Here is a 21745-nt window from a genome sequence, read left to right on the forward strand (position 1 = left end):
CCCGCTTCCCGGCCGGTCGTGCCCCCTCCCCCTCGGGGGCCACGACCGGCCGGGTTTTCGCGTTTCGCGGCCGGGCTCGTGCGGTTTCCCGGCGGCCTCACCACTCCCGCAGTCGCCGCGGACCCAGATCCACCATGCTCGGCTCCGGTCCGATCCGCACCCGAGCGTCGGTCACGTCGGCACCCTGAGCGGACGCGAGCACCGGTTCGCACGCGAGCGAGCGAACCTCCGGCAGGTCGTCGGCGAGGGCAGACACCCGCTGCACCAGATCCACCAGTGCCTTCTTGTTGACCGGTACCGCACTGCGATACCCCGACAGCAGCGGTGCGGCCTTGGGCGCGTCGATCAGTTCGGTGGCCTCGTCCTCGGTCAGTGGCAGCACGCGGTAGGCGCGGTCCCCCAGGAGATCGGAGATCACGCCGGCCAGACCGAAGGAGATGAGCGAGCCGAACGACGGGTCGTCCTGCACCCCGACGACGCAGCCGATGCCCTTGGTTGCCATCTTCTGCACGTGCAGCAGCGGCTCGCCGGACGCGGCCGCCAGGTCGCGGTACGCCAGCCGCACGGAGTCCGGCCCCACCAGGTCCAGTCGCACACCGCCGAGGTCGGGTCGGTGCCGCCACTGTTCACCGGTCGCCTTGACCGCGACCGGGTAGCCCAGTTCCCCCGCCGCCTCGACGGCCTCGTCCTCGGTGGTCGCCGCCCTGAACTCGACCACGTGGATCCCGTAGCACTCGAGCAGCTGCGCCGCCTCGAAGTCCGACAGCCACCGCCCGTTCGACTCCCCCAGCCAGCCGGCGACCAGCCGCTTGGCACGGTCCGGGTCGATCCCGTTGGGGCGGACCACCTTCGACACCGGCCGTCCCCGCCACGCGGCGTACCGCCACGCCCGCGCCAGCGCCAGAGCGGCACGTTCCGGGCCGGGGAACGACGGCACCGAGCCACGGGTCGGGTACCCGTCGGGGCCGCGCACCGCCAGGACGTCGGGGATGCCCTCGGTCGCCAGGAACGTGGTGAGGATCGGCTTGTCGGCGCCGACCACCGCCTCCCGCAGAGCCTGCGCGTACGGTTCGACGGCCACCGCAACCGGCGGCGCGAACACCGCGATGACCGCGTCCACGTCGAACGACGCGAGGGCCCGCGAGACGGCGCCGGCGAACATCTCGGGGGTCGCCTGTGCGCCGAGATCCACGGGTTCGCCCACCTGCAGCCCCTCGCGGCGCGCGGCATCGGACGCGAGTACCCCGAGGGCGGTCGAGTTGCCGACCACCGCGACCCGGGGCCCCGCCGGCAGCGGCTGATATCCGAACAGCATCGCGCAGTCGAACAACTGGGAGATGGACCCGACCTGCACGACACCGGACTGTTCGAACAGTGCCCGCACGATGGAGTCGTCCATCTCGACTCCGGTGGCCGCGAGGGCCGGGGGCACGGCGTGCCGGCCGCTCTTGACCGCGACGATCGGCTTGTTCCGGGCCACCCGCCGGGCGATCCGGGAGAACTTGCGGGGATTGCCGAAGCTCTCCAGGTACAGCAGCACGACCTCGGTGTCGGGGTCGGTGTCCCAGTACTGGAGCAGGTCGTTGCCGGACACGTCGGCACGGTTGCCGGCGGAGACGAAGGTCGACAGTCCCAGTTGACGTTTGGCGGCCTGGTCGAGAATCGCGATGCCCAGGGCACCGGACTGACAGAAGAAGCCGACCTTGCCCGGGTCGGGGAGCACCGGCGCCAGCGTCGCGTTGAGCGAGACGGCGACGTCGTTGTTGGCGACGCCGAGCGCGTTGGGGCCGATGAGCCGCATGCCGTGCGCCCGCGCGGCGTGCACGAGCCGACGTTCGGAGTGCCTTCCGTCCGGACCGGTCTCGCTGAACCCCGCCGACACCACGACCAGCGCCTTGACGCCCTTCGCGAGGCAGTCGTCGAGTACCGCGTCGATGGACTCCGCCGGCACGGCGACCACGGCGAGGTCGACGTCGTCGGGGATGTCGCGCACCGTGGGGTAGGCGCGGACGCCGCGGACCGACCGGTGTTCGGCGTTCACCGGATACACCGGCCCGGAGAAGTTGCCCCGCAACAGATTCACCAGCACCGCGTTGCCGACCTTGGAGCTGTCGGTGGACGCGCCGATGACGGCGACGGACCGCGGGCTCAGGACGTTGCGGACGCTGCGCGCCTCGGCAGCGCGCTCACGGGAGTTCCGCACCGACAGCAGCGCTTCGGTGGGGTCGATCGCGAACTCGAGGCGCAACACTCCGCCGTCGAAGCTGCGGCTCACCTGGTATCCGGCCTCACGGAACACCGAGACCATGTTCCGGTTCTCCGCGAGCACCTCCGCGACGAACATGTTCAGACCGTTCTCGGCGGCCGCACCGGCGAGGTGTTCGAGCAGGATAGGCCCGAGCCCACGGCCCTGGTGTGCGTCCGCGACGACGAACGCGACTTCCGCGGACCGGCCGTCGCCCACGTCGAGCAGCCGCTCGTAGCGGCCGACGGCGATGATCTCGTCGCCGAGGATAGCGACGAACGCCACCCGGTTGTGGTGGTCGACGGTGGTGAAGTTGACGATGTCGCGCTTGGACATCGTCGGGTACGGGCCGAAGTAGCGCAGATACCGGGTGCGCTCGGAGAGCTTGCTGTGGAACTCGACGAGTTTGTCCGCGTCGTCCGGCACGATCGGCCGCAGGTGGACGACACCGCCGTCGGAGGCGAGGACGTCCGCCAGCCAGTGGCGCGGAAAGTTCCGTGCCCGTTCGACAGCGACTTCGTTGGCGTCTTTGGCGGTGCCGTCAGTCACGGGGATCCTCCGGATCGAGGCCGAGGAGCGGGAACGTGGCGCGGCGGGTCGCGATGATTGCCGCGTCGATCCGGGTCAGGGCCCGGTCCATCGAGGCGACACCCGTTTCCGGTGTACCTCCGGGTCCGTCCCACGGCAGGTACTTCGTGTCACCCCCTTCCCCCATCGTGGTCGGCAGGGCGACACTCGGGGCGATGCTGTGCGCCTTCTCACGCCACGACTCGGGTATCGCGGTGCCGGTGTCGATCTCCCGGTCGAGCGCGGCCGCGATCAGGTGGGTCCACGACCGCGGCACCACCCGGATCAACCCGTAGCCGCCGCCTCCGACCGCGAGCCACCGCCCCTCCGCGTATCTGTCCGCGAGGTCGCGCATCGCCAGGTACGCCGCCCGTTGCCCGTCGACGGTGAGCGCGAGATCGGCCAGCGGGTCTTCCCGATGGTTGTCGGCGCCGCACTGACTGATCACGATCTGCGGCCGGAAGGCTGCGATCGCGGCGGGAACCACCGCGTGGAATCCCCTCAGCCACAGCGCATCGCCGGTACCGGGCAGCACCGGGAGATTGATCGCGGTGCCCTCGGCCGCACCCGAACCCACCTCGCTGGACCAGCCGGTGTTCGGCCACAGGGTCGCCGGGTGCTGGTGGATCGAGACCGTCAGCACGCGCGGGTCACCGAGGAACGCATGCTGCACGCCGTCGCCGTGGTGCGCGTCGATGTCGACGTACGCGACGCGGTCGAATCCGTTGTCGAGCAACCACGAGATCGCGATCGCGGCGTCGTTGTAGACGCAGAACCCCGACGCCCAATCGGCCATCGCGTGATGCATCCCACCGCCGATGCTCACAGCGCGTCGGGCCCGGCCGGACGCGATCGCCTCGGCGGCCGCCAGGGTTCCGCCTGCCAGAATCGCGCTGGCTTCGTGCATCCGGGGGAAGACCGGGTTGTCCTCGGTGCCGAGCCCGTGCCGCGACTCGATCTCCGCGGGCAGCGCGCCGTCCTGCACCGACCCGGCGAGCTTGACCGCATCGATGTACGCCGGAGTGTGGATGCGGAGCAGTTCGGTGTCCGTGGCCGCGGCCGGCCGCACCACCTCGGCACCCTCGACGAGCCCGAGTCCATGCGCGAGGTCCATCGTCAACTCGAGCCGGGTCGGATTCATCGGATGCTGGGGACTCCAGCGGTAGCTGAGATAGTCCGGGCTCCACACCACGACGCGGTCGCTACCGGAAGCTGAGATGCCCTCGACGGGACCTGTCGACGCGGTCATGGACTCAAGTTACTTGCCGCGGCACCGCGGGCGCGAGGCGCCGTGTCGGAGGCCGGTTCGGGACCCGTCCGGCGGACAGGACGCGCCTGGTGACCGAGCGGAACCCGGAAAGAGATTTGCCCGGTAGAATCACTCCGGACGAAGGGGTGTAAGAGTGAAGGATCTGGTCGACACCACGGAGATGTATCTCCGGACGATCTACGACTTGGAAGAAGAGGGCGTCGTCCCGCTCCGCGCGCGGATCGCCGAACGGCTCGAGCAGAGCGGGCCGACGGTGAGCCAGACGGTAGCCCGCATGGAGCGCGACGGACTGCTCCAGGTGGCAGGTGACCGTCATCTCGAGTTGACCGAGAAGGGCCGCACTCTCGCGGTCTCGGTCATGCGCAAGCACCGTCTCGCAGAGCGGTTGCTCGTGGACATCATCGGGCTCGACTGGGACCAGGTGCATGCCGAGGCCTGCCGGTGGGAGCACGTGATGAGCGAGGACGTCGAGCGACGCCTCGTGGAGGTGCTCAACAACCCGACGACGTCGCCGTACGGCAACCCGATCCCCGGGCTTGCCGAACTGGGACTCGACCGCCCGGCCGGCAGCACGGAAACGCTGATCCGGCTCACCGACGTACCGCCGGGCAAGCCGACCGCCGTCGTGGTGCGGCGTCTCGCCGAGCACGTGCAGTCCGATCCCGAACTGATCGGCCAGCTCCGTCAGGCGGGCGTGGTTCCCGATGCCCGGGTTACAGTCGAGACGCGACCCGGCTCGGTGACGATCACCGTGTCCGGTCACGACGAATTCGACCTTCCCGAGGAAATGGCCCACGCGGTCCAGGTGAAGCAGGTCTGACAGACCGCTTCGCCGGGTCGACGCCGGTGCCAGAGGAGATGAACGGTGAGACTTCTGGTTACCGGCGGTGCCGGCTACGTCGGCAGTGTGTGCGCGACGGTACTGCTCGAGCGCGGCCACGAGGTGGTCGTCGTCGACGACCTGTCGACCGGTAACGCCGACGCGGTGCCCGTGGGCGCCGAGTTCATCGAAGGTGACGTGGCCGCTGTCGCCGGATCCGTTCTCGGATCCGGCGACAGCGCACCACGATTCGACGGTGTACTGCATTTCGCCGCACAGTCGCTCGTCGGCGAGTCGGTCGAGCGTCCCGAGCAGTACTGGCAGGGCAACGTCGTCACGACGCTCGCACTGCTCGAGGCGATGCGCCTGTCCGGCACACCGCGACTGGTGTTCTCGTCCACGGCCGCCACCTACGGCGAGCCCGAGCGGACGCCGATCACGGAGGACGATCCGACTCGCCCGACAAACCCGTACGGCGCCACGAAACTCGCGATCGACCATGCGATCACGTCGTACGCGACCGCGCATTCCCTCGCGGCGACGAGCCTGCGCTACTTCAATGTCGCGGGCGCCTACCAGGGCGCGGGTGAGAACCGCGTGGTGGAAACGCATCTCATCCCCCTCGTGCTCCAGGTCGCGCTCGGTCAGCGCGAGAAGATCTCGGTCTTCGGCACCGACTGGCCGACCAAGGACGGCACCGCGGTGCGGGACTACATCCACGTGCTGGATCTCGCGGAAGCCCACCTGCTCGCCCTCGAGTCGTCCGAGCCCGGGCGCCACCGGATCTACAACCTCGGCAGCGGCGCAGGATTTACTGTCCGCGAGGTCATCTCGGCCTGCGAGCGGGTGACCGGACTCCCCATTGCCGCCGAGGACGCCCCCCGTCGCGCCGGGGATCCGGCGGTCCTCATCGCGTCGAGCGACCGTGCGATCGGCGAGTTGAGCTGGAAGCCTCGGCACACCGATCTCGACGAGATCGTCTCCGACGCGTGGACGTACCTGCAGGCGCTCGGCGACCGTTCACACGCCGCCCGGCGGTAATCACGGCGACGGCAGCTGCACGCCGAGGTCCTGCGCCACCGTGTGTCCCAGATCGGCGAGGTCACGCAGAGCACTCGGCCTGATCCCGGCCTGCAGCGCGTCGTCGAGCAGATTCGCGAGCCGATGAGACGGATCGGCCGCGAGCGCGGCACACAGCGCGACACCAGCCATCGGACCGTCGCCGCGCACGTACGAGCTGTACCCGAGCAACGCGAGTGGTTCGGCGCGCTCCGGATCCGGCAGCGATCGCCCCAGCAGAATCCACATCTGTTCGGCCGCGTCGGCGTAGTCCCCGACCGACAGCGCGAGCAGCGCATCCCGGACATGGGGATTTTCCAGTGCCAGCGCCATGTCGGAGCACTCGCGCAAGGTGATCGCGGCGCCCGAGTCGAGGGCCGCGATGCGGGCGAGGACACGTTCGAGGTCCACACGTTCCGCGCCCGCAGGATCGGTCGCCGCGTGGGCCAGCGCACGCCCCCGCACCCTCGCCTCCCGCGCCGCGTCGATGATCTCCGCGATGCACGCCCGCTGACCGGGCGGAATCGGATCGAGCACTGCTTCCAGCTCCTCACGCGATCCTCGGATCGCTCTCCCCCCGAACACCTGGGCCGCCGCGACCTCGGATGCGCTGGGGTCCGGCACCGTTCCACGGTGCTCACCCTCGAGGTCGCGCCACGACGCGCCGGCCTCGATGACCGGGACGAGATGCGCGGCCGCCAACTCGATTCCTCCGCCGCGCAACATCTCCCGGAACCGATCGACTATCGTGCGGTGCCGCACCAGGTCGCCAGAGCGCGCGCGGGGTGGGATCCGGTCGTCCACCACGACCACCAGGACCCGGTCGGCGCCCTCCCGGACCGCGACCGCCGCGAACTGGTCGAGAACCACCTCCATCACATCGCTCATCTCCCTCCGCTCGTGGAGGACGAGGTCGTGGCGCATGACCGCACCGACGCTGGTTCCGGTCAGACAGATCACCACCAGTGAACGGCGGGGATGGAATCCCAGCAGCGCCGGCACGGCACTGATGAGGTCGCCGGGATCGGATATCCGGACCGCGCGTGGGATCCCGCCGTCGCGGTCGCCGGACAGGACCGGGTCGTGGGGGCAGGGCGAGTCGTGTGAGAAGGCCGGTGTCGTCATGCCCCGACCCTGCCGCGCGGGGTGACCTCGGGCACCGACACGACCTGGGGATTCGGTGAACCTGTGGATGTTCCCGCAGCCTGTGCAGAACCCCGGGTCCACGGCCCCCGGGGCCCACTCCCCTGTCGGTTGCCCCTGCTAGCCTCGGCGACTCAACCCGCGTGGACCTTCAGGACGGCCGCGGTGAACAACTCGTCGAGTGCGGCGGTGTCGGCATCGGCACCGAACGACATGAACGTCGCCTGTACACGCACGTCGCCGACCTGCGCGATCAGCGTGAGCATCGACTGTGTCACCGTCTGGCCCGCCTGGCCCGAGCTCACCGAACGTCGTAGCGCGAGGGTGTCGTCGGCATCGATCGGCGGGGGCGGGGTGAGGGCGGTCCGGACCACCGAATCCACATCGTTCCGGGTGGCTGTCACCTCAGGGCACTGAGCCAGTTGCGATCCGAGTTCCGCGAGCGGTGTGGCGACCCGGATCAGCTCGACCGTGATCGTGGACCGGTTGGCGTTGTCGGTGCCCACCACCATCGCGGTGCCGCCGGGGCCGTAGTCCTGGACCGGGGGCTTGCAGCCGGCGGGTTCCACCCTGGCGCCCGGCGCGATGCCGGCCAGGTCGGGCGCTGCCTGCGAAACTGCCTGCGGCGGAAGCACGACCGCCGGATACCGTGGAGGGAACGCCGCCGGGTCGAGGAGGAGGTCCGCCAGCGGCCGAGCATCGGCGGTCACGGACTCGTCCGAGCGAGGAGTACCCGTCACCGTCTCCGAACAACCCGCCAGGAGGACGGCCGTGCCCAGCAGCACCGCTGCGGCGAACCGCTTCCGTTGCGACATGCTCGAGCCTCCATCGTCCCGGCGTCGGGACGTCCGCCTCGTTCCCGTCCCGCGCGGACAGCCTGTCACATCGGTACGCCGATCCAGGTGAACGTCCATCACGACGGGCAACGGCGTCGTCGCACCGGCGCCGGGAATCAACGAGCGCCACCCGGTGTTGGCCCTCGGGAGACGAGATCAGATGATCTTGTCGACAGTGGCGCCCAGCGCTCCACAGCTGGTCCACCGCTCCGGTTTCTGCACGCGGGAGCCGGTGAGGGACACTGGAAGCAGAAGTTCGAAGGAAGGAGCCGTCATGGACGAGCAGTCGAAGATGTACGAGCTGGAGTTCCCGGCACCGCATCTGTCTTCCGCCGACGGCCTGGGGCCGGTACTGATTCACGGTCTCGAGGGATTCTCCGATGCCGGGCACGCGGTGAAGTTGGCGACCACGCACCTGCGCGAGAGCCTCGAGACCGAACTCGTCGCGTCGTTCGCGGTCGACGAACTCGTCGACTACCGATCGCGGCGCCCGACCATGACGTTCAAGGCCGACCACTTCTCGGACTTCGAGGCTCCTCAGCTCAACCTGTACGCGCTGCGCGACACCGCGGGTACCCCGTTCCTGCTGCTGGCGGGCATGGAGCCGGATCTGCGCTGGGAGCGGTTCACCACCGCGGTCCGCCTGCTCGCCGAGCAGCTGGGTGTGCGCCGGACGGTCGGGATCAATGCCATTCCGATGGCCATCCCGCACACGCGACCGCTCAGCGTCACCGCGCACTCGACCAACAAGGACTTGATCAAGGATCACCACCGCTGGTCCGGCGAGCTCCAGGTCCCCGGCAGCGCCTCGTCGTTGCTGGAACTGCGGATGAGCCAGCACGGCCACGAGTCCGTGGGCTTCTCGGTGCACGTTCCGCACTACTTGGCCCAGACGGACTATCCGGCCGCCGCGGAGACGCTGCTCGAGAACGTCATGGAGATCGCCGACCTCGAACTGCCGCTCGTCGCGCTGGGCGAGGCGTCGGCCCGGGTCCGCGAGCAGATCGACGAGCACATCGCGTCCAACGAGGAGGTCCAGTCGGTGGTCCGGGCGCTCGAAAACCAGTACGACTCGTACGTCGCGGCGCAGGAACAGCAGTCGACGTTGCTCGCGAGCGACGACGACCTGCCGAGCGGTGACGAACTGGGTGCGGAGTTCGAGCGCTTCCTCGCCGAGCAGGCCCGACTCGACGACGGCGCAGCACCGGACGACACCGCACCGGACGACGATCAGAACTGACGTCCGATCAACCCAACATTCGGTCGTTCGTCCAGGTATCGTGGACGTCGAAACCTTTCCGTTATCCGAAGTCACACTGACGACTCATATGGCGCATAGCGTCTCGGTGCACGGATATACTCGGACGATCGATATCTGAGCGGTGCCCGCGTGCCGGGCAACGGCTTCAGGAGGCGATATGAGCGACTCCCGCACGCGAATGCTCCGCCCGGTGCCGGACACCGAGCCGCGGCTCATGTTCCGCACCATCCACGGGTACCGGCGCGCCTTCCGCATCGCTGGGGAGGGTCCGGCCGTCCTCTTGTTACACGGCATCGGCGACAACTCGTCGACGTGGAGCGAGATCATCCCGCACCTGGCGCAGAACTACACGGTGATCGCCCCGGACCTCCTCGGCCACGGACGCTCCGACAAGCCACGCGCCGACTACTCGGTGGCCGCGTACGCGAACGGCATGCGCGATCTGCTCTCGGTGCTGGACATCGACAAGGTCACCGTCGTCGGCCATTCGCTCGGCGGCGGTGTCGCGATGCAGTTCTCCTACCAGTTCCCGCACATGGTCGACCGTTTGGTGCTGGTGTCGGCGGGCGGTGTCACCAAGGACGTGCATCCGCTGTTGCGCCTGATCTCGATGCCGGTCGTCAACGAGGCCCTCAAACTGCTGCGCCTTCCGGGTGCGATGACATCGGTGCGGGCGATCGGCGAGGTCGTGTCCCGCCTCCACGGGTCGCCGCTGCGTCCCGGCACGATGCTGCACGACACCCCCGACCTGGTTCGAGTGCTCGGCGGTCTGCCCGATCCGACCGCATACGAGGCGTACCTGCGGACGTTGCGCTCGGTCGTGGACTGGCGTGGCCAGGTCGTCACGATGCTCGACCGGTGTTATCTGACCGAAAACCTCCCGGTGCAACTGATCTGGGGTGCCCGCGACTCGGTGATCCCCGTCAGTCACGCGCATCTGGCGCATTCCGCGATGCCCGGCTCCCACCTCGAGATCTTCGAGGACGCCGGCCACTTCCCGTTCCGCGACGACCCGCTCCGCTTCCTCGGTGTCGTCGAGAAGTTCCTCGAGTCGACCGCACCACTGGAGTTCGACGAGACCCGGTGGCGCAACCTGCTCACCGACGGCGTCGGCGAGGGCACCATCACCGGCGCCCCGGCGACCCGCATGGCGGTGCTCGACGCGATGGGCTCCGACGAACGCAGCGCCACCTGACCATCGATCGCGGCGGGCTCGCGGGTCCGGAAGCCCGGCATCGCTCGGTGAGGCTCTAGCCTGTAACGGTGCTGCTTCCCGATCTTCTTCCCGAAACCGTCGACCCCAACGGCGTAGATGCCGACGCGCTGTTCGACGCGTTCACGTCGTGGACGAGCGATCGCGGCCTGCAGCTGTACCCTGCGCAGGAAGAGGCGCTCATGGAGCTGGTCTCCGGGGCCAACGTCATCCTGGCCACGCCCACGGGTTCCGGAAAGTCGATGGTGGCGCTCGGCGCCCACTTCTTCGCGCTCGCCGAAGGTCGGCGCACGTTCTACACCGCGCCGATCAAGGCCCTGGTCAGTGAGAAGTTCTTCGCACTGTGCGAAGTCTTCGGGGCCGACAACGTCGGCATGATGACCGGCGACGCGTCGGTGAACTCGTCGGCGCCGATCATCTGCGCGACCGCCGAGATCGTCGCGAACCTCGCGCTGCGCGAGGGGTCGGGCTCGAACATCGGCCAGGTCGTGATGGACGAGTTCCACTTCTATTCCGAGCCGGACCGCGGCTGGGCGTGGCAGGTGCCGTTGATCGAGCTGCCGCAGGCACAGTTCCTGCTGATGTCGGCGACCCTCGGCGACGTGAGTCATCTGCGCGAGGACCTCACCCGTCGCACCGGTCGACCCACCACGGAAGTGTCGGGGTCGGAGCGCCCGGTACCGCTGCACTTCTCGTACTCGCAGACCCCGATCGGCGAGGAGATCGAGGAACTCGTCACCACGCATCAGGCACCGGTGTACGTCGTGCACTTCACACAGGCCGCAGCGCTCGAACGCGCGCAGGCGCTCACCAGTGTGAACCTGTGCAGCCGCGCCGAGAAGGACGCGATCGCCGAGGCCATCGGCGCGTTCCGGTTCACCACCGGATTCGGTAAGACGCTCTCGCGCCTGGTCCGTCACGGCATCGGCGTGCACCACGCCGGCATGCTGCCGAAGTACCGCCGTCTCATCGAGCGGCTCGCCCAGGACGGCCTGCTCAAGGTCATCTGCGGGACCGACACGCTCGGCGTCGGAATCAACGTGCCCATCCGCACGGTGCTGCTGACCGGCCTCACCAAGTACGACGGCACCCGTACCCGTCAGCTGCGTGCCCGCGAGTTCCACCAGATCGCCGGCCGCGCCGGCCGCGCCGGCTACGACACGATGGGCACCGTCGTCGTGCAGGCGCCCGAGCACGAGATCGAGAACGTGCGTGCGCTGGCGAAGGCCGGCGACGACCCGAAGAAGCGCCGGAAGGTGCAGCGCAAGAAGGCGCCCGAGGGTTTCGTGTCGTGGGGTGAGGGCACGTTCGACAAGTTGATCGCGGCCTCGCCGGAGCCGCTGAGTTCACGCTTCTCGGTGAGCAATTCGATGCTCCTGAACGTGATCGCGCGCCCCGGCAACTGTTTCCAGGCGATGCGGCATCTGCTCGAGGACAATCACGAGTCACGCCCGGCGCAGCGCAAGCACATCCTCAAGGCGATCCGGCTGTACCGGGGCCTGCTGCAGGCGGGCATCGTGCAGCAACTCGACGAGCCGGACGAGTACGGCCGCATGGCTCGCCTGACGGTGGACCTGCAGCGCGACTTCGCGTTGAACCAGCCGCTGTCGCCGTTCGCGCTCGCGTCGCTCGAGCTCCTCGACGTCGAATCGCACACCTATGCACTCGATGTCGTGTCGATCATCGAGTCGACGCTCGACGACCCGCGCCAGATCCTGATGGCGCAGCAGCACGCCGCGCGCGGCGAGGCCGTCGCGGAGATGAAGGCCGATGGGATCGAGTACGAGGAGCGCATGGAGCTGCTCGAGGAGATCACGTGGCCGAAGCCGTTGGCGGATCTGCTGTTCCCGGCGTTCGAGATCTACCGCGCCGGTCATCCGTGGATGAGTGAGTTCGCGCTCTCCCCCAAGTCGGTCGTCCGCGACATGGTGGAACGGTCGATGACGTTCGCCGAACTCGTCAGCCACTACGGGCTGGCCCGCTCGGAGGGCCTGGTCCTGCGCTACCTCGCGGACGCGTACCGCGCGCTGCGGCAGACCGTTCCGGCCGAGGCACGCACCGAGGAACTCGAAGACCTCACCGAGTGGCTGGGCGAGCTGATCCGCCAGGTCGATTCCAGCCTGCTCGACGAGTGGGAGCAGCTCACCAATCCGGGCGCCGAGTCCGACGACCAGCAGGTCGCGTTCGGCGCCGACATCCCGCGTCCCATCACCGCCAACACCCGAGCGTTCAAGGTCATGGTGCGCAACGCGATGTTCCGGCGCGTCGAACTGGCGTCGCGTCGGCGCTGGGACCAGCTCGCCGAACTCGGCGACGGTCTGGACGCCGACGACTGGGCCGACCTGCTCGAGCTGTACTTCGACGAGTACGAGGAGATCGGGACCGGGCCGTCCGCGCGTGGCCCCCAGCTGTTCCAGGTCACCGTCGAACCGACGCTGTGGCGGGTCCGGCAGGTCCTCGAGGATCCTCAGGGCGACCATGGTTGGGCGCTGCTGGCCGAGGTCAACCTCTCCGAGTCCGATGCCGCCGGCGAGGTGATCTTCGACGAGTTCGAGGTCGCCGAGGGCTGAGTCCCGCGGCGCCCGAGTGTCGTATCCGGTAACAGCCCGACGAGGGCGCCGCCGACAGGTACGGTTCCGGCATGTCTGACATCGTGATCGGCATCCTGGCCATCCTCGTCGGCGCGGTGTTCTGTTTCCGCGGCGTGCCGGCGATGCGGTTCGTCATCGCACTGTGGGGTGCGTTCGCCGGCCTCAACCTGGGTGCAGGGCTGGTGGCCGCCATCACCGGCGACGGATACCTCGGCACCGTCCTCGGCTGGATCGTCGGCATCCTCGTGGGGGTGCTCTTCTCCGTCCTGGCGTACCTGTACTACGCGGTGGCGGTGACACTGACGATGGCGTCCGTCGGGTTCGCTCTCGGCGCGGCCGCGATGGCCGCGCTGGGCGTGACCTGGAACTGGGTGATCGTTGTGGTGGGCGTGCTGATCGGCGTGGCGCTGGCGGCGCTCACGCTGGCGGTGAACCTGCCCGCGGTACTGCTCGTCGTGGTCAGTGTCCTCGGTGGCGCGGTCGCGGCCACCGGCGGCGTGATGCTGCTCGCCGGCACGTTCGACACGGCGGACTTCGACGACGCAACCCTCACCGCGACCGTCACGCACGAATGGTGGTGGTACGCCCTCTACGTGGTGCTCGTCGTCGCCGGCACCATCACGCAGACCCGCGCGCTGGGACGTGAGCGACTGCTCCGAGACCAGTGGCGTGCCGACTCCGCGCAGCCCGTCCCGTCGAACACCTGACCGTCCGGAGACGACGTCGGGCCGTTACTGCGGCATCCGCCGAGCGGCGACCGCAGCAACAGCCCGACGGAAAGCGTCGACGCTAGCTCTGGGGCTTGAACGGCCCGGCGTTGCGCGGCCGGCGGTTGGATTCCTCGCGGCGGGCCGCCTGCAGTTCCTTGACCCGCTTCTCCTCCTTGCGGACCTCGACGAGGTTGGCGCGCTCGGCCACCAGCCAGTCGGGCTGATCGGCCAGGAGCGCCTCGATCTGCTCGGTGGTCAGGGCGTCCTCGATGCCACCGCGGGTCAGGCCCGAGATCGACACGCCCAGCTTGGCTGCGACGACGGGGCGCGGGTGCGGGCCGTCTGCGCGCAGCTCGGTGAGCCATGCCGGCGGGTTGGTCTGCCACTCGTCGAGCTCGTCGCGGGTCACCACGCCGTCCTGGAACTCGGCGGGGGTGGCCTGGAGGTACACACCCAGCTTCTTCGCCGCGGTTGCGGGCTTCATCGTCTGGGGGGTCTTCTGCGACGTCATACGTCAAGGGTAACGAGCACGCGCCGCGCGGCTGCACCCACCGCTGCAGGTAGCCTTGCCGAGTGACAGAGGCGACTGATCCCCGACCGTTCCGGCTCGCGTACGTCCCCGGCGTCACCCCAGCCAAGTGGGTCCGCATCTGGAACGAACGCATCACCGACACCCCGCTCGAGTTGGTGGCACTGCCCGCTGCCGAGTCCACCGCGGCACTGCTCGGCGACCGCGCCGACGCCGCGCTCGTGCGACTGCCGATCGACCGCGACGGCCTGAGCGTCATCACGCTGTACGCCGAGACTCCGGTCGTCGTGGTGCCGAAGGACCACGTGTTCACCGCGGCCGACGAGGTCACGCTGTCCGACCTCGCCGAAGAACTGGTGTTGGATCCACTGGACACCCCGATCACGTGGGATGCGCTGCCCGGGCGGCCCGCGCTGGACCGCCCGGCATCGACCGGGGACGCGATCGAGTTGGTCGCTGCGGGCGTCGGCGTCCTGATCGTGCCCCAATCACTGGCCCGACTGCATCACCGCAAGGACCTGACGTATCGACCGGTCGCGGGCGCCCCGGAGTCGGAGGTGGGCCTGGCCTGGGTCCAGGACCGGACCACCGAACTGGTCGAGGAGTTCATCGGCATCGTCCGCGGGCGCACCGCCAACTCCTCGCGCGGACCCAATCCACACGAGACGCCGAAGACCAAGGACACGGCGCCTCGGACGGCTCCGGCGCGCACCGCGAAGCAGTCGGCTCCGACGTCCGGCAAGGCCCGCGCCAAGGACTCGCGGCGCGGCAAGCCCGGCAGCAAGGCCAAGCCGGGCGGTAAGGCCAAGCCGGGCGGCCGCAAGCGGCGCTGAGCGCCCGCCGCTCGAGTCACTCCAGCGCGGCGACTACTCCAGCCGGTGCGGCGCCCCGAAGCAACTCGGCGAGCTGCCGGTACCCGTCGGCGCGCCCGCTCGAGGCGCGGAACACCAGCCCGATGGTCCGGCCGGGCGTCGGGGCGGCAAATCTCGCGGTCGCGAGGTCACCGCGCCGGGTCTCGACGGGCACCGCCGAGTCCGGCACCAGCGTGACGCCCAATCCGCCTGCGACGCACTGCACGACGGTCGCAAGCGACGTGGCCCGGGTGTCGCCGGACAGCGGGTGCGCGTCGACGGACCGGCACAGATCCAACGTTTGATCACGCAGGCAGTGCCCCTCGTCGAGGAGCAGCAGCGGCAACTCGTCGAGGACGTCGAGCGCCAGGTCGTCGCGACCGGCGAGCGGATGCTCCCGCGGCAGCACGACAACGAAATCCTCTCGGTACAAGGGAATCTCGATCAGCCCCGCCGCCTCGGACGGCAGCGCCAGCACCGCGACGTCGATCGCACCGGTGCGCAGCGCCTCGAGCAGTCGGGCCGTCTGATCCTCGATCACCTGCGGCACCAGGGCTGGATACTTCGTGCGGAGGGCGGGCAGCAGGGCCGGAAGCACGTACGGGGCCACGGTGGGGATCAGCCCGAGGCGCAGCGGCCCGACCAACTGGTCACCGACTCCGGCGGCTGCGGCTACGAAACCGTCGGCGGCGTCGAGGATCAGCTTGGCCTGGGTGAGCAACTGCTCCCCCGCCGCGGTGACCAGGACACGCCGGGTGCTGCGTTCGATCAGCTGGACTCCCAGACCGTTCTCGAGGGACGCCAGCGCCTGCGAAAGTGTGGGTTGGCTCACACTCAAACGTGCTGCGGCCGTTCCGAAGTGGCGATACTCCGCCACCGCGACAAAGGCACGCAGCTGTGACAGTGTCGGTTGATAAGTCCCATCAGCCATACCTATCAGTGTAGTGCCACCTATCACCTTTACCTTTTGAAAGGTTTCGGGCACTATGGAGTCATACCGAAGAGCGCAGGACACGGGGCCTCCGACGAGAGCCACCGCAGACCCGCTCGAGGTAGCGCCCACCACCGATCCACGGTGTGTGACCTGCGCAGACAGATGTTCACAAATCAAGTAGGAGGACGACACATGGCTCTGCTGACCATCGGCGACCAGTTCCCGGCATACAACCTGACCGCCGTGATCGGTGGCGACCTGTCCAAGGTCGACGCCAAGCAGCCCGACGACTACTTCACCACCGTCACCAGTGACGACTACGCCGGCAAGTGGCGCGTCGTCTTCTTCTGGCCCAAGGACTTCACGTTCGTGTGCCCCACCGAGATCGCCGCGTTCGGCAAGCTGAACGACGAGTTCGCGGATCGCGACGCCCAGGTGCTCGGCGCCTCGGTCGACAACGAGTTCGTCCACTTCCAGTGGCGTGCACAGCACGAGGACCTCAAGACCCTCCCCTTCCCGATGCTCTCGGACCTCAAGCGCGAGCTGGCCGAGGCCACCGGCGTCCTGAACGCCGACGGTGTCGCGGACCGCGCGACCTTCATCATCGACCCGAACAACGAGATCCAGTTCGTGTCCGTCACGGCCGGTTCCGTGGGCCGCAACGTCGACGAGGTCCTGCGCGTCCTCGACGCCCTGCAGTCCGACGAGCTGTGCGCGTGCAACTGGAAGAAGGGCGATCCGACCATCGACGCGGGCGCTCTCATGACCGAGGGTGTCTGACCCATGTCGGTCGAGAACCTCAAGAACTCGCTTCCCGAGTACGCCAAGGATCTCAAGCTCAACCTGAGCTCCCTCGCACGCTCGACGGAACTCAACGAGCAGCAGCTGTGGGGCACCTTCCTCGCCTGCGCGGCCGCCACCAAGTCGGCGACCGTGCTCAAGGAGATCGCGGAGGAAGCCGCCGACGTGCTGTCGGCGGAGGCCTACAACGCCGCTCTCGGTGCCGCATCGATCATGGGCATGAACAACGTCGCCTACCGCGCCAAGAGCTTCCTCGGTGACGAGTTCGCTCAGGTGCGTATGGGTCTTCGCATGAACATCATCGGCAACCCCGGCGTCGAGAAGGCCGACTTCGAGCTGTGGTCGCTGGCGGTGTCGACGATCAACGGCTGCCACGACTGCACCGCCGCACACGACGCTGTCGTGCGCAAGGAAGGCCTCACCAAGGAGCAGGTCTGGGAGTCCGTCAAGGTCGCCGCGACTCTCCAGGGTGTCGCCCAGGCCGTCGTCGCGAGCGAGACGCTCGCCTGATCGGTCCCCGTTCGAGCGAAGGCCCGGCACACGACGTCACGTCGCGTGCCGGGCCTTCGCTCGTCGATGGAGTTAGTCTGGGCCCCATGCCGATCGAGGTTCACGTCGTCCGCGTATTCACCGACGCCGACGGCAAGCACGGGAACCCACTGGGCATCGTCGACGCCGCGGCCGTGGACGTCTCCCGGCGTCAGGCACTCGCGAAGCACCTCGGCTTCAGCGAGACCGTCTTCGTCGATCTCCCCCGGCGCGGCGACGACACCGCCCGGGCACAGATCTTCACGCCGGTCGCCGAACTGCCCTTCGCCGGGCATCCCACCGTGGGCCTGGCGTGGTGGCTCGGCGAGCAGGGTCTGGGCGTCGCGGCCCTCGACGTACCCGCGGGCCGCGTCGCCACGTGCGAGCGCCACGGCGCGACCTGGGTTCGCGCACAGGCCGATTGGGCGCCCGAGTTCGCGCTGTACCCGATGCCGGACGTCGCGGACGTCCTCGCCGCCCGCGCGCACGACTTCACCTCCGGCCACCACTACGTGTGGGCGTGGGAGGACGAGTTCGAGGGCCGGATCCGATCCCGGATGTTCGCCCCCGGGCTCGGCATACCCGAGGACGAGGCCACCGGTTCGGCCGCCGTCCACATCACGGCGCACCTGCGTCGCTCCCTGCTCATCAGACAGGGACGGGGTTCGCAGATCCGGACCACGTTCGGCCACGACGACTGGGTCGAGGTCGGTGGCCGGGTGCGGTCCGAACGCACGATCACGGCCTGAACCGCCGCACACCGAACGCCTGACCGGATCCGACGAGAGACTCAGCTGCTGCTGCCGAAGCCGACGATGTCAGGGGCGAACACCACGCGGTACCACACGTCCTCGGCGGCATCGTAGGTGCAGGGCTCGATGACCACCGCCCGATAGGCCTTCTCGAGCGACAGCGCCTTGTTGCACAGATACTCGGCGCCCTCGCCCGAGAATTCACCCCGATAGACGGGGCCGAACTTCCACGGCGCCGCGTCCGCGGCACCCGCACCGAGTGACGTGGCAAGCACCAGCGGGGCGGCCAGGGCGGCGAACGCCGCGGCGGCGCGTCGAACAGATCGGGTCACGATGACTCCTTCGAGTTCGAGAGGTGGTACCCGAACCGTCGGATCGAGGAGACCGATCGTTACGACGACAGGTCGTGCGATGGGACTGCACCGTGCCTGCGACATGACACAGCCCCGCCGGGAGGGGGACACCGGCGGGGCTGCGAGCTGTTCGGCGCGGGGCCGATCAGAGGGAGAGGCTCTGCCCCGGGAAGATCAGATCGGGGTTGGTGACCTGGCTGGCGAGGTTCTCCAGCGAGACACCGTGGTTCGCGGCGATCTGCGACAGCGTGTCGCCGAGCTGGACGACGTAGGCGCCGACACCGGCGGGCAGGGTCTGCGCCCACTCGTTCACCTGCTGCTGGACGGGAGCCTGCGTGACGACCGGGGCCGGGGCGGGCTGCGCGATCGACTCGACCGAGGCACCGGGGGTGCTGCCGCCGGTGAGGTACTGGCCGCACACCGGCCACGCACCGACGCCCTGGCCGTCGAGGACGTTCTCGGCGACGCGGATCTGCTCGGCCTGGCTCGCGTTGTGGGCGCTTCCGCTGCCGCCGTACGCCTCCCACGTGCTCTGGGAGAACTGCAGGCCGCCGTAGTAACCGTTGCCGGTGTTGGCCGCCCAGTTGCCGGACGACTCGCACTCGGCGACACCGGACCAGTCGTGGCTGCCGGCTGCCGATGCGGTGCCGGTGCCGATCGCCAGCGGGATGGCGACGACGGCGCCGGTGGCAACTGCTGCGCCCAGGGCGCGCTTGATCGTGAAGCTGGTCATAACGAGTGGATCCTCTCCGCTCCTGCGGGTGAGACGGCGCTCTCGCGCCGACCGTGCCGGGCGGAGTTCCATCCGCCTCACCCCTGCCCCCTCGAAGGTTTCGGGTGTCCGGACCGCGGGGCAGGATCGTGCAGCGGCGGACCGGCGTGGCTCGTGTGGTTCGAGCCGGAGACGACGTTAGGGGACGGTCACGGAAAGGTCACGAGCCGTGATTTCGGTACGGCCGTCCAGGTACTTCGCTCCGCCGTCACCGTTTCCGCAGAACCTCTCGGCGTGTCCGCAACTCGGCAGACCGGTCGTTATCCACTTGTTATGTGATGACCAACACGGTAGTTCCGTGCTGTGGGTCACACGGTCAGCCGCGTCTCAGGTCCCCCGCCGCGAGATCGGCGGCACTCAGCAGCACCTCGATCTCGTCGCCCAGTTCCACCCCCGGCGCGAGCGGCAGCCGGTCGCCGCTCCAGAATCGGCCCGGGTCGTACCAGTTGGTCTTGCGCTCGCCGGTCAGCAGGCCCATCGCCTCGAACGTGGACGCCACCACCTCGGCGCAGTAGGCACTCTCCGCACCCGCACCCGATTCGCGGTTGCCGCGGGACCGCAACGACGGCAGGCGGCCGCCGAACCACCGCGTCGCCAGCTTCGCCGTCGACGGGAACGGCGTGCCGTCCAGCCGCGCGATCGTGCGCAGCAGCGCATCCTCCTGCTCACGGGTCACGGGGTGGGCCAGCTGACGCAACCAACCGCGCTGCCCGTAACGGGCACCCCACACCTGGACCGCCGCACGCAGGTCGTGCAACTGGACGCCGCGCTGGAACTTGCCCATCCACATGTCCTGCAGGGAGTGCCCGAGCTCTGCGTGCCACATCAGCGGCGGGAGGTCGTCGAGTACGACGGACATGCCGACATGGTTGACGGGACTGTTCGTCAGGGTTTGGATCGCCCGGTCGGCGCCGGACTGCCCGCGGAAGATCCAGATGTCGCCCGTGCGGGTCGCTTCCACCGCGTCGTCGAGGCTGACCTGTGATGGATGCGTCCGCCGAGTCATCCACCTAGCCTAGAGCGATGCGCATCGACAGCAGACATCTGTGGAAGGCCCTCGGACTGGCCGGCGCCCTCGGCGTCGCGGCCACGGGCGCGCTCGCGGTGCGCGCCGAACGACAGCGCCGCGCATACACACCCGACGAGGTCCGCGACCGCCTGCACACCCGTTTCGCACAGGCGTCGGCGGCCGCGGACCGGACCGTCGTCGAGCTCGTCGACACGAAACCGTCACTGCGGCAGCGACTGTCGCGACTGCTGCGGCGCCGCTGAGCCGGTTCAGCCGAGCGCTTTGGCCACCCCGGCCGCCATCTCGGCGACCTGCTCGTCGGTCATGACGAACGACGGCGAGAACTGCATCGCGCCCTGACCGGCCGCGCGACCGGAGATCCCGAACTCGCGCAGCGTCTTCACGAAGGGCAGCGCCTCCGCGGGATCGGCCAGTTGGACGGCGGCGACCGCGCCGAGCCCGCTGCGCACCTCCGTGACCCGCGAGTGCTCTGCGAGCGGGGCGAGATGCTCGTGCAGCGACGCCTCGAGCCGCTTCGACTCGCCGAGGAGGTTCTCCCGCTCGACGATGTCGAGATTGGCCATCGCCGCGGCCGCGGCCCCGGCATGACCGCCGTAGGTGTACCCGTGCCGCCACCACACTCCCCCGCCGAAGAACGGTTCCGCGACCGTCGGCGCGACGAACACCGCACCCATCGGCACGTACCCCGACGTGAGCCCCTTGGCGGTCGTGATCATGTCCGGCTGCAGGTCGAAGCGCGTCGAGGCGAACCACGATCCGCCGATGCGGCCGAACCCGGTGACGACCTCGTCCACGACGAACAGGATGTCGTGTTCCCGACAGATCTCGCGGACCTCGCTCAGATAGCCCTCGGGCGGCAGATAGATGCCGCCCGCACCGATGATCGGTTCGCAGAAGAACGCCGCGATCGCGTCGGCGCCCTCCCGCTCGATCAACTCGAGCAGTCCCTTCGCGTCGTCCCACTGCACGGTGCGGGCGTCGGCCATGAGCTCGCCGTAGCCCTCCCGGTTGACCGGGATCCCGGCGAGCGCGGTGCCCGCGACGTGCATGCCGTGATAGGCCTTCTGTCGTCCGACGATCAGCTTCTTCGACGACCGGCCGACCTCGTTCCAGTACCGGCGGGCGAGCTTGGCGGCCGAGTCGACCGAGTCGGAACCTCCCGAGGTGAAGAACACCTTGGAGCCGGGCACCGGGGCGATGGCGGCCAGACGCTCCGCGAGGGCCACCGTGGTGTCGGAGGTGAAGTCGCCGAAGTTCGAGAAGTGCGCCACCTTCGACAGCTGCGCGGCCACGGCGTCGGCGATCTCGGTGCGCCCGTGCCCGACGTTGGTGAACCACAGTCCCGCCGTGGCGTCGATATAGCGCGTCCCCGCGTCGTCCCAGATGTAGGCGCCCTCACCGCGGGTGACGACGAACGCGCCGTCGCGCTGCACCGCCCCCATGTCGGCGAACCCGTGCCACAGTGCTCCACTCATCCGCG

General features: G+C 69.1%; 21 protein-coding genes. 11 read left to right on the plus strand and 10 right to left on the minus strand.

Annotated features, from left to right (window positions below):
* Positions 1-97: 97 nt before the first annotated feature.
* Together AC1RIF_RS06460 and AC1RIF_RS06465 are read right to left on the minus strand one after the other, a co-directional pair.
* The gene (locus tag AC1RIF_RS06460) at positions 98-2794 is read right to left on the minus strand and encodes a bifunctional acetate--CoA ligase family protein/GNAT family N-acetyltransferase (RefSeq protein WP_492600535.1); all 2697 of its coding nucleotides are present in this window, start codon (positions 2792-2794) and stop codon (positions 98-100) included.
* On the minus strand, positions 2787-4061 hold the full coding sequence (locus AC1RIF_RS06465; protein WP_492600536.1) for an acetoin utilization protein AcuC: 1275 nt from the start codon (positions 4059-4061) through the stop codon (positions 2787-2789). Before AC1RIF_RS06465 ends, AC1RIF_RS06460 begins: the two co-directional genes overlap by 8 nt.
* Before the next feature lie 154 nt (positions 4062-4215).
* On the opposite strand from AC1RIF_RS06465, the gene AC1RIF_RS06470 reads away from it, so the two are divergent.
* Together AC1RIF_RS06470 and galE are read left to right on the plus strand one after the other, a co-directional pair.
* Positions 4216-4902, plus strand: a complete 687-nt coding sequence (locus tag AC1RIF_RS06470; protein WP_492600537.1) for an iron-dependent transcriptional repressor DtxR — start codon at positions 4216-4218, stop codon at positions 4900-4902.
* Positions 4903-4947: 45 nt separating this feature from the next.
* Entirely contained in the window at positions 4948-5943 is a 996-nt protein-coding gene (gene galE / locus AC1RIF_RS06475) for a UDP-glucose 4-epimerase GalE (protein WP_492600538.1), read from the plus strand.
* On the opposite strand, the gene AC1RIF_RS06480 is transcribed toward galE, so the two are convergent.
* Positions 5944-7086 carry a DUF4192 domain-containing protein gene (locus AC1RIF_RS06480; RefSeq protein ID WP_492600539.1) on the minus strand — a complete coding sequence of 381 codons (1143 nt, stop codon included), beginning with the start codon at positions 7084-7086 and terminating at the stop codon, positions 5944-5946.
* Between the two features lie 152 nt (positions 7087-7238).
* Positions 7239-7919: a DUF5642 family protein gene (locus AC1RIF_RS06485; RefSeq protein ID WP_492600540.1), complete on the minus strand. Its 681-nt coding sequence runs from the start codon at positions 7917-7919 to the stop codon at positions 7239-7241.
* Positions 7920-8214: 295 nt separating this feature from the next.
* Here AC1RIF_RS06485 and AC1RIF_RS06490 point away from each other — a divergent pair, with 295 nt between their 5' ends.
* The 4 genes from AC1RIF_RS06490 (at position 8215) to AC1RIF_RS06505 (ending at position 13712) form a co-directional block, all read left to right on the plus strand.
* Positions 8215-9180 carry a proteasome assembly chaperone family protein gene (locus tag AC1RIF_RS06490; protein ID WP_492600541.1) on the plus strand — a complete coding sequence of 322 codons (966 nt, stop codon included), beginning with the start codon at positions 8215-8217 and terminating at the stop codon, positions 9178-9180.
* Between the two features lie 178 nt (positions 9181-9358).
* Positions 9359-10396 carry an alpha/beta fold hydrolase gene (locus tag AC1RIF_RS06495; RefSeq protein ID WP_492600542.1) on the plus strand — a complete coding sequence of 346 codons (1038 nt, stop codon included), beginning with the start codon at positions 9359-9361 and terminating at the stop codon, positions 10394-10396.
* A 68-nt stretch (positions 10397-10464) separates the two neighbouring features.
* Positions 10465-12984: a DEAD/DEAH box helicase gene (locus tag AC1RIF_RS06500; RefSeq protein ID WP_492600543.1), complete on the plus strand. Its 2520-nt coding sequence runs from the start codon at positions 10465-10467 to the stop codon at positions 12982-12984.
* 71 nt (positions 12985-13055) lie between these two features.
* Positions 13056-13712 carry a TM7S3/TM198-like domain-containing protein gene (locus tag AC1RIF_RS06505; protein WP_492600544.1) on the plus strand — a complete coding sequence of 219 codons (657 nt, stop codon included), beginning with the start codon at positions 13056-13058 and terminating at the stop codon, positions 13710-13712.
* Positions 13713-13794: 82 nt separating this feature from the next.
* On the opposite strand, the gene AC1RIF_RS06510 is transcribed toward AC1RIF_RS06505, so the two are convergent.
* Positions 13795-14226 carry a DUF5997 family protein gene (locus AC1RIF_RS06510; RefSeq protein WP_492600545.1) on the minus strand — a complete coding sequence of 144 codons (432 nt, stop codon included), beginning with the start codon at positions 14224-14226 and terminating at the stop codon, positions 13795-13797.
* Positions 14227-14288: 62 nt separating this feature from the next.
* On the opposite strand from AC1RIF_RS06510, the gene AC1RIF_RS06515 reads away from it, so the two are divergent.
* Entirely contained in the window at positions 14289-15077 is a 789-nt protein-coding gene (locus tag AC1RIF_RS06515; RefSeq protein WP_492600546.1) for a LysR family substrate-binding domain-containing protein, read from the plus strand.
* Between the two features lie 16 nt (positions 15078-15093).
* Here the strand turns inward: AC1RIF_RS06515 and AC1RIF_RS06520 are convergent, their stop codons facing one another.
* A complete protein-coding gene (locus AC1RIF_RS06520) occupies positions 15094-16026 on the minus strand; it encodes a LysR substrate-binding domain-containing protein (RefSeq protein WP_492600547.1) in 933 nt (310 codons plus the stop codon).
* Positions 16027-16221: 195 nt separating this feature from the next.
* Here AC1RIF_RS06520 and AC1RIF_RS06525 point away from each other — a divergent pair, with 195 nt between their 5' ends.
* The 3 genes from AC1RIF_RS06525 to AC1RIF_RS06535 all read left to right on the plus strand — a co-directional run bounded on the left by AC1RIF_RS06525 (position 16222) and on the right by AC1RIF_RS06535 (position 18107).
* The gene (locus AC1RIF_RS06525) at positions 16222-16809 is read left to right on the plus strand and encodes a peroxiredoxin (RefSeq protein ID WP_114719895.1); all 588 of its coding nucleotides are present in this window, start codon (positions 16222-16224) and stop codon (positions 16807-16809) included.
* 3 nt (positions 16810-16812) lie between these two features.
* Positions 16813-17340, plus strand: coding sequence for an alkylhydroperoxidase, AhpD family (gene ahpD, locus AC1RIF_RS06530; protein WP_492600548.1), 528 nt, complete (start codon positions 16813-16815; stop codon positions 17338-17340).
* A gap of 86 nt (positions 17341-17426) precedes the next feature.
* Positions 17427-18107: a PhzF family protein gene (locus AC1RIF_RS06535; RefSeq protein WP_492600549.1), complete on the plus strand. Its 681-nt coding sequence runs from the start codon at positions 17427-17429 to the stop codon at positions 18105-18107.
* Positions 18108-18148: 41 nt separating this feature from the next.
* Here the strand turns inward: AC1RIF_RS06535 and AC1RIF_RS06540 are convergent, their stop codons facing one another.
* The 3 genes from AC1RIF_RS06540 to AC1RIF_RS06550 form a co-directional block, all read right to left on the minus strand.
* Positions 18149-18442: a hypothetical protein gene (locus tag AC1RIF_RS06540; RefSeq protein ID WP_492600550.1), complete on the minus strand. Its 294-nt coding sequence runs from the start codon at positions 18440-18442 to the stop codon at positions 18149-18151.
* A 166-nt stretch (positions 18443-18608) separates the two neighbouring features.
* Positions 18609-19196 (minus strand): transglycosylase family protein, encoded by a 588-nt coding sequence (locus AC1RIF_RS06545; RefSeq protein ID WP_492600551.1) that lies wholly within the window; start codon positions 19194-19196, stop codon positions 18609-18611.
* Positions 19197-19551: 355 nt separating this feature from the next.
* Positions 19552-20241, minus strand: coding sequence for a hypothetical protein (locus AC1RIF_RS06550; protein WP_492600552.1), 690 nt, complete (start codon positions 20239-20241; stop codon positions 19552-19554).
* Between the two features lie 17 nt (positions 20242-20258).
* On the opposite strand from AC1RIF_RS06550, the gene AC1RIF_RS06555 reads away from it, so the two are divergent.
* Positions 20259-20507 carry a hypothetical protein gene (locus AC1RIF_RS06555; protein ID WP_492600553.1) on the plus strand — a complete coding sequence of 83 codons (249 nt, stop codon included), beginning with the start codon at positions 20259-20261 and terminating at the stop codon, positions 20505-20507.
* Positions 20508-20513: 6 nt separating this feature from the next.
* Here the strand turns inward: AC1RIF_RS06555 and AC1RIF_RS06560 are convergent, their stop codons facing one another.
* Positions 20514-21740 (minus strand): aminotransferase family protein, encoded by a 1227-nt coding sequence (locus AC1RIF_RS06560; protein ID WP_492600554.1) that lies wholly within the window; start codon positions 21738-21740, stop codon positions 20514-20516.
* Positions 21741-21745: the final 5 nt, after the last annotated feature.

This window comes from Prescottella sp. GW823-FHT02E09 (assembly GCF_058797375.1).

What these genes read in the sequence shown, in the direction of transcription:
- AC1RIF_RS06505 (WP_492600544.1), top strand. Translation starts at nt 13,056, where the DNA reads ATGTCTGACATCGTGATCGGCATCCTGGCCATCCTCGTCGGCGCGGTG.
- AC1RIF_RS06545 (WP_492600551.1), bottom strand. Translation starts at nt 19,196, where the DNA reads ATGACCAGCTTCACGATCAAGCGCGCCCTGGGCGCAGCAGTTGCCACC.
- AC1RIF_RS06520 (WP_492600547.1), bottom strand. Translation starts at nt 16,026, where the DNA reads ATGGCTGATGGGACTTATCAACCGACACTGTCACAGCTGCGTGCCTTT.
- AC1RIF_RS06555 (WP_492600553.1), top strand. Translation starts at nt 20,259, where the DNA reads ATGCGCATCGACAGCAGACATCTGTGGAAGGCCCTCGGACTGGCCGGC.
- AC1RIF_RS06480 (WP_492600539.1), bottom strand. Translation starts at nt 7,086, where the DNA reads ATGACGACACCGGCCTTCTCACACGACTCGCCCTGCCCCCACGACCCG.
- AC1RIF_RS06490 (WP_492600541.1), top strand. Translation starts at nt 8,215, where the DNA reads ATGGACGAGCAGTCGAAGATGTACGAGCTGGAGTTCCCGGCACCGCAT.
- ahpD (WP_492600548.1), top strand. Translation starts at nt 16,813, where the DNA reads ATGTCGGTCGAGAACCTCAAGAACTCGCTTCCCGAGTACGCCAAGGAT.
- AC1RIF_RS06485 (WP_492600540.1), bottom strand. Translation starts at nt 7,919, where the DNA reads ATGTCGCAACGGAAGCGGTTCGCCGCAGCGGTGCTGCTGGGCACGGCC.
- AC1RIF_RS06525 (WP_114719895.1), top strand. Translation starts at nt 16,222, where the DNA reads ATGGCTCTGCTGACCATCGGCGACCAGTTCCCGGCATACAACCTGACC.
- AC1RIF_RS06550 (WP_492600552.1), bottom strand. Translation starts at nt 20,241, where the DNA reads ATGACTCGGCGGACGCATCCATCACAGGTCAGCCTCGACGACGCGGTG.
- AC1RIF_RS06535 (WP_492600549.1), top strand. Translation starts at nt 17,427, where the DNA reads ATGCCGATCGAGGTTCACGTCGTCCGCGTATTCACCGACGCCGACGGC.
- AC1RIF_RS06495 (WP_492600542.1), top strand. Translation starts at nt 9,359, where the DNA reads ATGAGCGACTCCCGCACGCGAATGCTCCGCCCGGTGCCGGACACCGAG.
- AC1RIF_RS06465 (WP_492600536.1), bottom strand. Translation starts at nt 4,061, where the DNA reads ATGACCGCGTCGACAGGTCCCGTCGAGGGCATCTCAGCTTCCGGTAGC.
- AC1RIF_RS06510 (WP_492600545.1), bottom strand. Translation starts at nt 14,226, where the DNA reads ATGACGTCGCAGAAGACCCCCCAGACGATGAAGCCCGCAACCGCGGCG.
- AC1RIF_RS06560 (WP_492600554.1), bottom strand. Translation starts at nt 21,740, where the DNA reads ATGAGTGGAGCACTGTGGCACGGGTTCGCCGACATGGGGGCGGTGCAG.